This window comes from Corynebacterium sp. CTNIH16, assembly GCF_032821655.1.
GTDB lineage: Bacteria > Actinomycetota > Actinomycetes > Mycobacteriales > Mycobacteriaceae > Corynebacterium > Corynebacterium marquesiae.
In genome coordinates this window covers 1-12,440 of sequence record NZ_JAVBIG010000022.1, presented here as the reverse complement: position 1 = coordinate 12,440, position 12,440 = coordinate 1, and the positions used below count along the sequence as shown (strand labels likewise).

The window sequence follows — 12,440 nt, the reverse complement described above, 5'->3', positions numbered from 1 at the left end:
TGGTACATTTGCAACAAGTTGCCCAATGGGGTGTCCAGGTGGTCACCGTGGTGATTGACAGGAGGTGTCGGAGTGCTGACTATCGCGAAGATGGGTGCGCATTCCGTGGCCTATTATCAGTCCACGGTTGATGAGAATCGGGGGCCGGATTCGTACTATTCCGAGGACGGAAAGCAACCGGCTTCGGCGTGGCTTCGGGGCGAAAACATGGCTGAAGTTTCGGCGTTTTTGGGCGCCGACAACGGTGCGATTGTGTCGGGGAAAACGGTTGAGGATTGGTTCAATAAGGCGGTCGCTCCGAGCGGTACGGGGCTTGGAAATGCTCCGCGAAAGGATAGTGTTCCAGGCTTCGATCTGACGTTTTGTGCGCCGAAATCTGTCTCCTTGTTGTGGGGTATGGGTGCAGATTCTGCCGTGCGTGGCATCGTCGATGAAGCCCACCAGGCGGCCGTAAACCAGGCGCTGGATTACTTGTCGGAGCATGCCAGCTACACGCGAAAGCAAGTAAAAGAGCCGACGGGAAAGCGTCTTATTGTTGAAAAGTTGGCGGGTATTTCGGGCGTGAAATACGAGCACCGCACTTCACGTGCGGGCGACCCGCATGTGCATTCACACGTGTTGTTGGCGAATAAACAGCTATGCCGCGACGGCAAAGTTCGCACGCTCGATGGGGTGAGTTTGTACCATGAGGCGCGCGCGGCAGGCATGGTGTATCAAGCCACGGTGCGTGAAATCTTGAGCCAAAAACTCGGCGTAGAGTTCGGCGACGTGGTCAACGGATGCGCAGAAATCGTCGGCCTTGATGACCCAGAATTGATTGCGTCGTACTCGACCAGGGCGCGTGAAATCGACCAGTGGCAGGCCGACAATGGGCTTGAAACACGTGCGGCCTATGAGCGTATCGCGCAGAAAATCACCCGGCGTACCAAGGACACCGACACCCCACTAGAGGAGTTGGAAACCGAGTGGGCACGTGCTGAACACGGCGCGCAGGTGCGTGAGTTTGTGGCCGGACTTGTGCCAAACAATGAAGCGCCAGCGCGCGCGGTGGGTGAGGATTTCTTGCCGAAACCATCCCAGATTTTAAGCGCGGTTGTTGCAGAACGCTCCACGTTTACCCGAGCTGATGTTGCCGAAAAAGCAGCAGAACTTATCCGCCCAGGCGCAGTTTCCCCGGAGGATATGACGGTCACGGTCGAAGGACTTGTTGATGCTGCATTGGGGACGCGTGGCACCTGGTCAGTGACCCCGGAGAAGTCCCGAGAGCTGGATAATACCCAGCGTGAAGGCTCGCAGAAGTACACCACCGTCGAGGTGGTCGACGAGGTTGAACGTGGCGTTGATATGGCCACCGCGCGCGTGGAGCGCGGGGTTACCGCCGAGTCAATCCAACCGGTTGAGGGTGAGCTTTCGCCTGCGCAGGCTGATGCTATGCGCGCGGTTGTCGGCTCTGACTACCTGGCGTCTGTAGTGGTCGCACCGGCTGGTGCCGGTAAGACTTCTTCGCTCAAGGCCGCGCACAAGGCATGGAATCAGGCTGGTAAACACGTCGTAGGCCTAGCACCTACGGGTAAGGCTGCTGACGTGATGGTGGGTGAGAATGTGGCCGATGAATCCATGACGATTGCGCGCGCTTTTGTTGGCACAGACGAGCTGATACCGGAGCATACAGCGGCGAAGCTGGGATGGAACCGGGACACCGTTGTGGTTGTTGATGAAGCCGGCATGGTGTCTAACCCCGATACGATCCGTGTGCTGGAGACTGCCACTGCTGCCGGCGCGCGCGTGGTCTTTGTGGGAGACCCAGAACAATACTCGGCGGTCAAGGCCCGCTCTGGCCTGCTGGCGACCTTGTCCCATGAATTGCCTGATGCCGTGGAGCTACGCGAGGTGTTCCGCCAGCGTGACGCGGGTGAGCGTGAAGCATCGAAGTGGCTGCGCGGTGGAGAGGAAGCAGACGTTTCTCGTGCCGCCGAGTGGTACATGCAGAACAAGCGCCTGCACGCAGGATCGGTTACGGCAATGATGGACGATGCGTTGGCCGGGTGGCGTGATGATACTGCCGCAGGAAAGCAGTCCTTGCTGGTTGCTGCTACCCGCGACCAGGTCACTGCGCTGAATGCTGCGGCGCAGAAGATTCGCGCAGAGCGCGGCGAGATTAACCCTGAGCACCGCCTGGGCTTGTCTGATGGACTGACAGCCGGTGTCGGTGATGTCATCCTGACTCGTCGCAACGATGCGAAGTTGGTGACCAGCAACGGCGATGTTGTCCGCAATGGTCAACGCTGGGTCGTTGATTCCATCGGGAAAGACGGTTCCATCACAGCCCGGCGGTGTGATGATGATTTAGCCACTGTGACACTAAACCGCGACTACCTCGATAAACACACCCAACTGGGGTATGCCGCTACTGGTCATAGTTCCCAAGGCGCGACCGTGGATGTGTCCCGCGTTGTTGCTGGTGTGGGCAACCTAGATAAGTCCAGTGTTTACGTTCCTATGACTCGTGGGCGTGAGGGCAACTTCCTCTATATCGCCGAGACCCAGCCAGGAGACACCGAGACCGGCCACGGCCAGGTGAATCAGGTCGCACGGCGTGAGTCTGCCGAATACGCCCGCGACCTGCTGGTATCCGCAGGAATGCGCGAGCAAGGCGATAAGACACCCCAGGCGCTGTTTGGGCAAGCCAAGCAGGACTGGGAGCTGACCAAACTCGTCAACCAGCCTTCCCAAACGGATACCGATAACCCGTTTGCTGGCACCGAAATGGGTAAGTACATGCGCAGCTTTGCCGCTAAACGCGAAGCGCGCTTTGCTGACTTCCATGCTCGCGCCCAGGCCAACAACGCCGATGAGGTGCCAGAACCGGAATCAGGCAACGAGTACAGTGCTACACGGTCCAATGACGCCGTGGAGCGTATCGATGCCGAGATAGAACGGGTAAACACTCAGCTTGAGACGCTGCGCGGTGAGTACGACCAGGCTAACCAGCAGGTTGAACAGCTCGGACAGCAGTATTCCAAGCAAGATGCTGTAGTGCGCGAGTTCGAGGACACGAAGAACTCGAGGGGCTTTTTCGGCAGGCTACGCCACGGCAACAATGACCAGGCCCTCCTAGACGAAGCAATCACCGTGCGCGACAAGGTAGCTGCATCCTATGACCAGGCTGTGGACTATCGCGACAGCTTTACTGATCCGATTCGCCAGCTTGAGACCGAGCTAGACGAGCTAAACACCCAGCGCCGGAATGAGGAAGGACTGAAACGGTCGATGGACTTCCTCGACTCACTCGGTATTAGTACCACCGCAGATGATGAGATGCTCGCCCGGTTCCACCAGCAAGCCGCCGCAGATAGCGACTACGACAACGACCAAGACACCTGGCTCGATGACACCCCGGAGAACGACAGCCCGGAACTGTAGAAAATTTCGCTCGCCCTCGTGGACTCCGGACATATGGTAAACAATGTTTACGAAAGCAAATAACGCTCACGAGAAAAAGAGTAGGACTGCCAAAGACAGTACGTAAACAATGTTTACGACAGGCAAGGGAAGGACTTACGTCAATGGTTCAAGGACCCCACCCCTCCGGGCGCGTGGTATCTGTACGCATGCCAGAGGACATCATCGAGCGCCTAGACACACTGTGTGCTCGCACCGGACGCAGTCGTGGTTTCTACCTCAAGATGGCAGTAACAGCGATGCTTCCCCAATTGGAGGAATACCACTGGGAACACGTCGCTGCGGACTTCGAAGAAAAGAGCATTGAAAACGAGTTTTACCGCATCATGCTTGCTGGACTTTCTGCCGAGTCTGACGATAAAGAAAAATAAAAGTGCTATCTGCCTGCTCTTTTGTCTTTACAGGCACCTGTAAAAATGTATTACTGTAAACCTGTAAAGCAGTATTTACTTAAACCTGTAAAGTGGTAGGGGCAATGATTTATACACCTAGGAGAAGCCATGATCATTACCGCCATTAACGCCAAAGGCGGCGTTGGCAAGACCACCACAACGATGTTTCTTGCCACGGTTTTCGCCCACCGAGGAAAGACCGTGACCGTAACCGACCTAGACCGGCAGGGCTCGGCACTGGAATGGTCTGAACGCGCAGAGGATGGAGGTGATCCTTTACCGTTTGAGGTTGAGCTGTCCATCCCCAAGCGCGTCGATAGGCAAGCGGCACTCGTCGGAGACGATGAGTTCATGTTCATCGATGTGCCGCCAGGAGACGAGAACGCTATCGAAGCAGCAATCGCAGTCAGCGACTTCATCATTCTTCCGACCCGTTCTGCTGCTGCCGACCTCTCCCGAGTATGGGAGCTGCGCGACGCAGTCAACGGAACACCTCATGCAGTCTTACTGACGTTCGCCAGGAAAGGCACCAGCGCCCTTGACGCGGCACGAGAAGCGCTCGACGCGGAACACATGCCGCACTTTAAAACCGAAATCCCGCTACGCGAAGATATGCACCTAGCGTTTGGATACTGCCCAGGCCCCGACATGCACGGCTACGACCACGTCGCCGACGAACTCATGGAGATGATGAAATGAGCACCAGTAAAGAACGCGCCAGGGCGCAGCAAGGCCCGCGAACCTCAATGAAAAAAGCCACGAAGCTAACTCCAGCAGCCGAGAAGAAAACAGTGCGAAGCGCATTCCACCAACCCACAGGCCGCGACTACGTCAAGAAGATGACGATTGAAATCGACCGCGACCTTCACGCAGAACTTAAAGTCATCGCCGCCCAAAAAGGCGTGACCATCCGCGAGATTGTTAGCACCTACCTCGAAGAATACGTCCACAACAATAAATAAAGGTTTACAGGCATACAGCAATACAGTAATACAGGTTTATGGCACCTGTATTACTGTATTGCTGTATACCTATTGCTCTGGATAATTCGCCACCGTATGGGTAAATCTGCGCACGCTTTTTCTGCGTATCGGTAAATCAGCGCAGAGTGTGTGGTAAATCTGCGCAACCGCTTTCGTTGTATGCGTAAATATGCGCAGCCTGAACTGGGAAAAGTCCCGTGATGGTAAATCTGCGCAGACAGCCCTGTGCAGCTGAAACGCGGTTACGTATAGCTTGCCATATGTCTAGCCATACGTAACCGCAGGTAAAAGGCATATTTTTCGCGTGTCATGGCTAGTAAATAACACCGGTGTCATTTAGAGTCAGGGAAAGACAATGAAAAACGAAGAAAGCCACCGGGCGGCAACCCGATGACTTTCGCTTATCACCCAGCACACACCTGGGAGAAAGCACGGTCATGAGTTTACAGACTCATGCGCAGAATGCGCACACTAAAACACCTACCCGCGTCGAGCGCGACCGTGGTGGACTGGACAACACCCCAGCATCTGCCAGTGACCGCGACCTTTTACGCGATCATCTAGGCCGCGATGTACTCCACGGTTCAGTCACACGAGACTTTAAAAAGGCCTATCGACGCAACGCTGACGGCACGAACTCGCCGCGTATGTATCGCTTCGAGACTGATGCTTTAGGACGGTGCGAGTACGCCATGCTCACCACCAAGCAGTACGCCGCCGTCCTGGTCGTAGACGTTGACCAAGTAGGTACCGCAGGCGGTGACCCCGCAGACTTAAACCCGTACGTCCGCGACGTGGTGCGCTCACTGATTACTCATAGCGTCGGGCCAGCCTGGGTGGGTATTAACCCAACTAACGGCAAAGCCCAGTTCATATGGCTTATTGACCCTGTCTACGCTGACCGTAACGGTAAATCTGCGCAGATGAAGCTTCTTGCAGCAACCACGCGTGTGCTGGGTGAGCTTTTAGACCATGACCCGCACTTTTCCCACCGCTTTAGCCGCAACCCGTTCTACACAGGCAAAGCCCCTACCGCTTATCGTTGGTATAGGCAGCACAACCGGGTGATGCGCCTTGGAGACTTGATAAAGCAGGTAAGGGATATGGCAGGACACGACCAGTTCAACCCCACCCCACGCCAGCAATTCAGCTCTGGCCGCGAACTTATCAACGCGGTCAAGACCCGCCGTGAAGAAGCCCAAGCATTCAAAGCACTCGCCCAGGACGTAGACGCGGAAATCGCCGGTGGTCTCGACCAGTATGACCCGGAACTTATCGACGGTGTGCGTGTGCTCTGGATTGTCCAAGGAACCGCAGCACGCGACGAAACAGCCTTTAGACATGCGCTTAAGACTGGCCACCGCTTGCGCCAGCAAGGCCAACGCCTGACAGACGCAGCAATCATCGACGCCTATGAGCACGCCTACAACGTCGCACACACCCACGGCGGTGCAGGCCGCGACAACGAGATGCCACCCATGCGCGACCGCCAAACCATGGCAAGGCGCGTGCGCGGGTATGTCGCCCAATCCAAGAGCGAGACCTACAGCGGCTCTAACGCACCAGGTAAAGCCACCAGCAGCGAGCGGAAAGCCTTGGCCACGATGGGACGCAGAGGCGGACAAAAAGCCGCACAACGCTGGAAAACAGACCCCGAGGGAAAATATGCGCAAGCACAAAGGTCGAAGCTTGAAAAGACGCACCGTAAGAAAAAGGCTCAAGGACGATCTACGAAGTCCCGTATTAGCCAAATGGTGAACGATCAGTATTTCCAGACAGGGACAGTTCCCACGTGGGCTGAAATAGGGGCAGAGGTAGGAGTCTCTCGCGCCACGGTTGCTAGGCATGTCGCGGAGCTAAAGAAGAGCGGTGACTATCCGGACGTTTAAGGGGTCTCATACCGTAAGCAATATACGGTTCCCCTGCCGTTAGGCAGTTAGATAAAACCTCACTTGAAGAAAACCTTGAGGGGCAGGGCAGCTTATATGCTTCAAAGCATGACTTCCTCTGTTCTCCTAGACCTCGCAACCCTCCGCCATAACCTCACCGAATTCAAAGTGCGCTGGCTTGCCCATATTGAGGAATGGAAAGCAGAAAACCGACCAACGACTAGCTCAATGCTTGTTCGAATAGGCCGCACTCATGTCGCGGGTGCGGTCTATTGTCGAGACCATGAGCTTCCTTACCGAGTACAACGCTGCCCGCGAGTTGTCCGTGATTGATGCGTCTGCGGCCAGACTTCGCTTACCTTTTAGTACTACTGGTGCAATTCGGTTTTGGTGGGGGGATTAACGCCGCCGGCTTCGGTTTTTCCGTTGAGGAGGTCGTTGACTACTTCCCGATGGTGAAATTGGTCGATGGTGCGGTGAAGAGGAACCAGTCACCTGGAAGAGATCGATCCAGTCGCTGGTGTGCAATCTGGGAGGTAGGGTCGCAGGGTCGATTCCTCGCGAGTGCAACCATGATTGTGTTTCTGAACGTGATGAAAACAACCCTGCCCTTCGGAGAATTTCCCTTATCCCGCGTCCCCGGGCAGTGAAAACGGTGTGCACCATCGCCTGAAAGGCTTTGCGCTGCTCTATCGGAATCTTCGGGTCACCCACCCGGCGGATCACTAAGATCCCCCCGTCAACGTTTGGCTGTGGCCGGAAAGCAGACCTTGGTACCCGGGAACCCAGGTGAAATGTGAACCATGGGGACCACTGAGCCGTCATCATCGTGCTTGCGCCTACCCCAGCCCGGCGGCGAGCGACTTCCCACTGCATGAGGAGTACAGCGTCAGTCCATGCCGGCGCATGCAGCAACTTTCGAAGAATGGCAGTGGTGAGATGAAAGGGAATATTTCCCACAATGACGCAGGGAGTGGCGGGTAAACGGAAGTTAAGGAAATCATCATGGACCACTTCGACCGCCGCCGAGGAGGTTTCTTGTGTGAGTTTGGCAGCTAGTTTTGCGTCCACTTCAACTGCCGTTATTGCCCTCCCCAAGTAGGCCATCGGGTGAGTGAGGGCACCGCTTCCTGGTCCGATCTCAATGATGGGGCCGGAGGTTTGTTTTACAAGGTCGATGATGGAGTTGATGATCTTGTGGTCGGTGAGAAAATTTTGGCCATGTTCGTGACGGCCGTGTCCGTATGCAGACATCAGGTGTGCTCCTTGGAGTTGAAAAGGAGCCGGGCATGACAAATGACCGCCCGGCTAAAGGACCGGAGCGGTTTTTAACCTACGGGGTAGGAAACCGCCTTAGCGGTTAGAGCGCAACCGCAAGAAAGCGGTACCTGAAATCAACATGGGCCTAATTATATCAATTTAATTTCGCGGGTGATACGCGGTGAAAAAGAAGACAACTGCGCCGCAACAGTGCAAGACATCTGCACCTGGACTGGAATTGTATTTGTCCTACCTTCGGCTCGTCGCGCCGCCACCGCTGGCGGATTTCGTCTCTGAGCAACGAGGGGGAGTTACCCTACCTCCGAGCGTTTTTAAAGTACACCCATCTGTACGCGCTGACCTGCGGCGTTGTGGGTTGTGCCGAGCGTGCTGCCGGAGTCCCTTTCAGTGTCCCTGGGGTAGGAGCGGCCGCATGAAGGTGCGCTCGTACCGCAGGACGCACTCGGACTCGTCTCGAATCCGGTCAGCGGCGATGAAGTCCGAGTGGGTGCCGAACAAGGTGCGGTACTGCTCGTAGGCAGCCAGGCTGGGGAAGCTGAACAGGGATTCCGCACGGTCACTCACACCTTCCGCGGGTAGGTAGTACCCGTGGTGGGTGCCGCCGTGTTCGTCGACATGCCGCATCCAAGCGCGGGCGAACTGTTCAAAGGCTGCGATCTGGTCGGGGTCGATGGTGTAGTGGACGACACAGGTGATCACATCCACAACGCTAGGCCCACAGGCGCTCATTGGGGAGCCTTTGTCTGTGCGCCTCGTGGTGCAGCACACCAATCTGCCTGGTTTACCTGCGGAAATGCGTCAGTTCGCCAAGTTGGCGCCGAGTTCAACGGTGAGAACTCCGACGGCGATGAGGAGGATGCCGAGGGCCATGGTTCGGGTGAGGGGTTCGTGGAAGATGACCCGGGCGAGGATCGCGGTGAGAGCTACGCCGGATGCTGCCCAGATGCCGTAGGCGACGCCAAGGGCCATGCCGTCGGCCAAGGCGAGACTTAAGGCGACGAACGCCACGAGATACCCCGCGATGGCGCCGATGAACCATTTCTTCACCCGGCCACCGTCGGAGGCTCGTAGCGACATGGTCGCGACGACTTCGGACAAGATGGCGCCTGCGAGGAAGATCCATCTCATGAGTTGACTCCTGCTTCCTGGGCTGCGGTTTGCTGAGCTTTCTGGGAGCCGAGTTCGACGGTGAGGACACCGCTGATGATCGCAACCATTCCAAGACCCATCACAGCGGTCAGAGGTTCACCGAAAATCGCGGCGGATAGCACGGCGGCGAGCACGACCCCGCTGGCTCCCCAGATGCCATAGGCGACGCCGATCTGCATTCCTTCGCGCAGGCAGAAGGTGAGGAAGACGAAAGTGCCGATGTATCCGGCAGCAACCACGATGTACCAGGATGGGTGATTGAGCGCCGCCTTGAGAGACAGCGTCGCCGCCACTTCGGTAGTGATGGCGCCAGCGAGCAGGAACCACTGCTTCATGGGGTTGTTCCTTCGATCAGGGAGCGAATGCTGGAGACGACGGCTTCGAGATCCGCGCCGTGGAGGGTGGACACACCTGTGGCCTGGGCGCCCCAGAGTCCGTCGGCGGCGAGTCGGGCGGTGGTCAGCCTGGCTCGGGTGGCGGCGTCGAGATCGTCCGGGAGTTCGAGCCAGCGGCCCATCCGCGTAGTCCACGGTTCGGTGAGTTCGGGCCGATACGTCGCTTGGCCCCAGATGATGAACTCGGCGCGCTTGGCGGCCCCGTGGGCGGCGACGTGAACGTAGCTCAGGAGCCGCTCGGTGGCGTTGGCGTTCTCGAGGGGCTTGCCAAGGGTGGCAGTCATGTCGTTCTCGACGTTGGCCGCAGCGTGGTCGACGATCGCGGCGAGCAGTACGTCGCGGTTGCGGAAGTGATATAGCAATCCCGGTTTGGTGAGCCCGGCCTCGTGGGCCACTGCGTCAAGGGTAATGTCGCCACCCTCCGCTGCGTTCATGACGCGGAGGGCAGCTTCCAGGATCTCGGAGCGCTGACTGGTTCGCATATAGCTAACTTTACCATTTGGTAGGTGAAGCCTTCAACTGCGGGCGCTGGTAGGGGCACCTGGGGTACACCCTAAGTGGACAGTCTAGGAATTACATCCATCGCGTTTAATCCACTGTTCGCTAGGGTGGGTTTATGAGTAATGAAACAGAACCGTCACTACCTCTAGACATTCCTGAACAACCAGAGGTTGTTGCGGGGCAGAAAATTGCTTACGCGCGTGTTAGTTCCAAGGATCAGAATCTTGACCGGCAGTTGGCGGCGTTGAAGAAGGAAAAAGTCTTCCGCGTCTTCACCGATACGGTGAGTGGTTCGTCCACCCAGCGCCCTGGTCTCGATGGGGCGTTGAATTATGTGCGTGCCGGCGATCAACTCATTGTGGTGAGCATGGACAGGCTTGCCCGTTCCCTTATCGACCTCCACCGACTGGTCGATGAACTCACTGAACGCGGAGTATCCGTGAAGTTCCTCAAAGAGGGGCAGACCTATTCTTTAGATTCCAGTCCGGTGGCCAAACTTATGCTTGGCCTACTCGGGTCGGTGGCGGAGTTTGAGCGTTCGATTATTCGTGAGCGCCAGGCCGAAGGTATTGCGAAAGCCAAGGCGCGCGGCGTTTATAAGGGGCGGGCGAAAGTCCTCAACGAGGAACAAGTAGCGCAAGCGCGCGAGTGGGTAGGCGCTGGTATTCCGAAGGCTGAGGTTGCCCGCCGCCTCGGCATTGGGCGCACCACACTGTATAAATACCTCGCCGACTAACGGGCCGTTAGAGGTGGTCAGCAAGCGAGAAAAAGGCGATAGCCCCCAGAATAAGTGCAAGGAAGATTCCGACATCGAGCCAGTGCGATTTTTTCACTGGCCCCTCCCACGGCATGGTGGCTGCTATGGCGACACCAACGCGCACTGCTACAGCAAGCAGACAGAAGGCGAAAAGCGTCAGGAGCTCTGCCACCCGGCCAAACAGACCAGCGACGATAAGTGAGATGACTGCCGCCCCGAAAATTACGGTGCTGGTGCGAAGTGACGGACGAAGTACGGGTGAAGGATTTTTTCTACTCATATGGACACCATGTCATATGGGTGTGCACTTTCCCCCGAACAAGGATTTGCCCAGCTCGCGCATGATAGACACGCGTATTGGGCGACTTTTATCGGCCGGCGGACTGGTGCGCGTTAGCGGCGTGTGACGGTGGGCTTGCAAGGTAGTCCCCAGTTCAATTGGCGAAGGAACACAATCAAGAAAAACCGTCAACCCATGGTTGACTTGTTTAGTCTCCCGCCGGTAGACTACTGTTATGAAGCGAAACGCCGTCATCAAGAAATTGAAAGCGGAAGCCAAGCGGCGCGGTCTTGAATTTGAGGAAATCGCCCTATCGCGCCATGACGCTTATCGGGTAGGCAACACAACCCGAACCTTAGGTAGGCACCGTGAGATTGACGATGTGACAGTCAAGAAGTTTTTCGACCAATACGCCCAAGAATTAGGTAAAGGCTGGTGGAGGTAATGACCACGACATACACAGTAACCGCAGAACGCGGAACCAGCGGAGTATGGGTGCTCGAATGCGCCGAACTAGGGGCAGTGTCCCAAACTAAGCGGCTGGCTAATGCTGCCGACGAGATGCGCGAAGCACTGGCCTTTCAGGCAGGCCTAGACCCAGACGAACTCAACATTATTGTTGATGTTGTTCTCCCACCGGGCCTTGCGGAAATGAAAGCTCGCGCCGAAAAAGAACGCGAAGAAGCGGCACGACTGGCCGCTGCGGCACAGGCAAGCACTCATGACCTCGCTGTTGCAATGAGAAACGCTGGAATGACCGTGCGAGATATGGGAACAGTCCTCGGAGTGTCTTACCAGCGCGCCCAAAAGCTCGCAGCATCCTAAACACTGAAAGCGAAAGTCGCCCAGTACGCGTGTCTATCATGCGCGTGCTGGGCGATTTTTCTCGACCGGTGGACTCGTGTGCGTTGGTGGCGCGTGACGGTGGGCTTGCAAGGTAGTCCCCAGTTAGTGGTGTGGGCGGCGTTAAACGGCTCGGCCTGGTCGATGATTTGGCGTCCAATCTTGGCCGCTTCGCGCCCGAAAAGTTTGTCCATCACTGCTCCTTAACGCTTGGCTCTTTAGTGCTGCCGCGAAAGTCGCGTGTGCGACTTTCTTGCCCCGCGTGATTATCGCGTCCTGGCGTTCGTAGTTATCGCTAGCGGTTGCCTGACACAACCAGAGACACCGAAGCGCCGGCTACTTTTCTGCGCTGACCACGCTTTACGAGCGCTAAGCGCTCTAGGTTTATGGTACATTTGCAACAAGTTGCCCAATGGGGTGTCCAGGTGGTCACCGTGGTGATTGACAGGAGGTGTCGGAGTGCTGACTATCGCGAAGATGGGTGCGCATTCCGTGGCCTATTATCAGT

General features: G+C 56.7%; 15 protein-coding genes. 8 read left to right on the top strand and 7 right to left on the bottom strand.

The genetic code is table 11. The annotated features are described in order from the left end of the window. Positions 1-72 precede the first annotated feature (72 nt). From mobF to RAE04_RS11470, 5 genes are all read left to right on the top strand, one after another. The gene (gene mobF, locus RAE04_RS11490) at positions 73-3,423 is read left to right on the top strand and encodes a MobF family relaxase (RefSeq protein ID WP_066487272.1); all 3,351 of its coding nucleotides are present in this window, start codon (positions 73-75) and stop codon (positions 3,421-3,423) included. Between the two features lie 143 nt (positions 3,424-3,566). Continuing rightward, the gene (locus tag RAE04_RS11485; protein ID WP_197418375.1) at positions 3,567-3,833 is read left to right on the top strand and encodes a ribbon-helix-helix domain-containing protein; all 267 of its coding nucleotides are present in this window, start codon (positions 3,567-3,569) and stop codon (positions 3,831-3,833) included. Between the two features lie 129 nt (positions 3,834-3,962). Further along, positions 3,963-4,553, top strand: coding sequence for a ParA family protein (locus RAE04_RS11480; RefSeq protein WP_010993829.1), 591 nt, complete (start codon positions 3,963-3,965; stop codon positions 4,551-4,553). After that, a complete protein-coding gene (locus RAE04_RS11475; RefSeq protein ID WP_011117486.1) occupies positions 4,550-4,816 on the top strand; it encodes a hypothetical protein in 267 nt (88 codons plus the stop codon). Before RAE04_RS11480 ends, RAE04_RS11475 begins: the two co-directional genes overlap by 4 nt. A 458-nt stretch (positions 4,817-5,274) precedes the next feature. Beyond that, positions 5,275-6,726, top strand: coding sequence for a replication initiation protein (locus RAE04_RS11470; RefSeq protein ID WP_010993828.1), 1,452 nt, complete (start codon positions 5,275-5,277; stop codon positions 6,724-6,726). A 399-nt stretch (positions 6,727-7,125) separates the two neighbouring features. On the opposite strand, the gene RAE04_RS11465 is transcribed toward RAE04_RS11470, so the two are convergent. The 6 genes from RAE04_RS11465 to RAE04_RS11445 form a co-directional block, all read right to left on the bottom strand. After that, a complete protein-coding gene (locus RAE04_RS11465) occupies positions 7,126-7,980 on the bottom strand; it encodes a 23S rRNA (adenine(2058)-N(6))-methyltransferase Erm(X) (RefSeq protein WP_011152925.1) in 855 nt (284 codons plus the stop codon). 99 nt (positions 7,981-8,079) lie between these two features. Next, positions 8,080-8,127, bottom strand: a complete 48-nt coding sequence (locus RAE04_RS11750; protein WP_011152926.1) for an erythromycin resistance leader peptide — start codon at positions 8,125-8,127, stop codon at positions 8,080-8,082. A 264-nt stretch (positions 8,128-8,391) separates the two neighbouring features. Continuing rightward, entirely contained in the window at positions 8,392-8,706 is a 315-nt protein-coding gene (locus RAE04_RS11460) for an NIPSNAP family protein (RefSeq protein ID WP_174232238.1), read from the bottom strand. A 99-nt stretch (positions 8,707-8,805) separates the two neighbouring features. Next, entirely contained in the window at positions 8,806-9,135 is a 330-nt protein-coding gene (locus tag RAE04_RS11455) for a DMT family transporter (protein ID WP_049152090.1), read from the bottom strand. After that, on the bottom strand, positions 9,132-9,491 hold the full coding sequence (locus tag RAE04_RS11450; protein ID WP_048733039.1) for a DMT family transporter: 360 nt from the start codon (positions 9,489-9,491) through the stop codon (positions 9,132-9,134). The genes RAE04_RS11455 and RAE04_RS11450 overlap by 4 nt, the downstream gene beginning before the upstream one ends. Beyond that, positions 9,488-10,033, bottom strand: coding sequence for a TetR/AcrR family transcriptional regulator (locus tag RAE04_RS11445; protein WP_034666346.1), 546 nt, complete (start codon positions 10,031-10,033; stop codon positions 9,488-9,490). Before RAE04_RS11445 ends, RAE04_RS11450 begins: the two co-directional genes overlap by 4 nt. Before the next feature lie 134 nt (positions 10,034-10,167). On the opposite strand from RAE04_RS11445, the gene RAE04_RS11440 reads away from it, so the two are divergent. After that, positions 10,168-10,788, top strand: coding sequence for a recombinase family protein (locus tag RAE04_RS11440; RefSeq protein WP_066487288.1), 621 nt, complete (start codon positions 10,168-10,170; stop codon positions 10,786-10,788). 7 nt (positions 10,789-10,795) lie between these two features. On the opposite strand, the gene RAE04_RS11435 is transcribed toward RAE04_RS11440, so the two are convergent. Continuing rightward, positions 10,796-11,089 (bottom strand): hypothetical protein, encoded by a 294-nt coding sequence (locus RAE04_RS11435; protein ID WP_070432501.1) that lies wholly within the window; start codon positions 11,087-11,089, stop codon positions 10,796-10,798. 235 nt (positions 11,090-11,324) lie between these two features. On the opposite strand from RAE04_RS11435, the gene RAE04_RS11430 reads away from it, so the two are divergent. Continuing rightward, positions 11,325-11,534 (top strand): hypothetical protein, encoded by a 210-nt coding sequence (locus RAE04_RS11430; RefSeq protein ID WP_049063700.1) that lies wholly within the window; start codon positions 11,325-11,327, stop codon positions 11,532-11,534. After that, positions 11,534-11,914: a hypothetical protein gene (locus RAE04_RS11425; protein WP_005325318.1), complete on the top strand. Its 381-nt coding sequence runs from the start codon at positions 11,534-11,536 to the stop codon at positions 11,912-11,914. The genes RAE04_RS11430 and RAE04_RS11425 overlap by 1 nt, the downstream gene beginning before the upstream one ends. Positions 11,915-12,440: the final 526 nt, after the last annotated feature.

Bases quoted from the DNA above. Each gene is read 5' to 3' on its own strand.
- RAE04_RS11485 (WP_197418375.1), top strand. From the start codon at position 3,567: ATGGTTCAAGGACCCCACCCCTCCGGGCGCGTGGTATCTGTACGCATG.
- RAE04_RS11480 (WP_010993829.1), top strand. From the start codon at position 3,963: ATGATCATTACCGCCATTAACGCCAAAGGCGGCGTTGGCAAGACCACC.
- RAE04_RS11475 (WP_011117486.1), top strand. From the start codon at position 4,550: ATGAGCACCAGTAAAGAACGCGCCAGGGCGCAGCAAGGCCCGCGAACC.
- RAE04_RS11470 (WP_010993828.1), top strand. From the start codon at position 5,275: ATGAGTTTACAGACTCATGCGCAGAATGCGCACACTAAAACACCTACC.
- RAE04_RS11465 (WP_011152925.1), bottom strand. From the start codon at position 7,980: ATGTCTGCATACGGACACGGCCGTCACGAACATGGCCAAAATTTTCTC.
- RAE04_RS11455 (WP_049152090.1), bottom strand. From the start codon at position 9,135: ATGAGATGGATCTTCCTCGCAGGCGCCATCTTGTCCGAAGTCGTCGCG.
- RAE04_RS11450 (WP_048733039.1), bottom strand. From the start codon at position 9,491: ATGAAGCAGTGGTTCCTGCTCGCTGGCGCCATCACTACCGAAGTGGCG.
- RAE04_RS11445 (WP_034666346.1), bottom strand. From the start codon at position 10,033: ATGCGAACCAGTCAGCGCTCCGAGATCCTGGAAGCTGCCCTCCGCGTC.
- RAE04_RS11440 (WP_066487288.1), top strand. From the start codon at position 10,168: ATGAGTAATGAAACAGAACCGTCACTACCTCTAGACATTCCTGAACAA.
- RAE04_RS11435 (WP_070432501.1), bottom strand. From the start codon at position 11,089: ATGAGTAGAAAAAATCCTTCACCCGTACTTCGTCCGTCACTTCGCACC.
- RAE04_RS11430 (WP_049063700.1), top strand. From the start codon at position 11,325: ATGAAGCGAAACGCCGTCATCAAGAAATTGAAAGCGGAAGCCAAGCGG.
- RAE04_RS11425 (WP_005325318.1), top strand. From the start codon at position 11,534: ATGACCACGACATACACAGTAACCGCAGAACGCGGAACCAGCGGAGTA.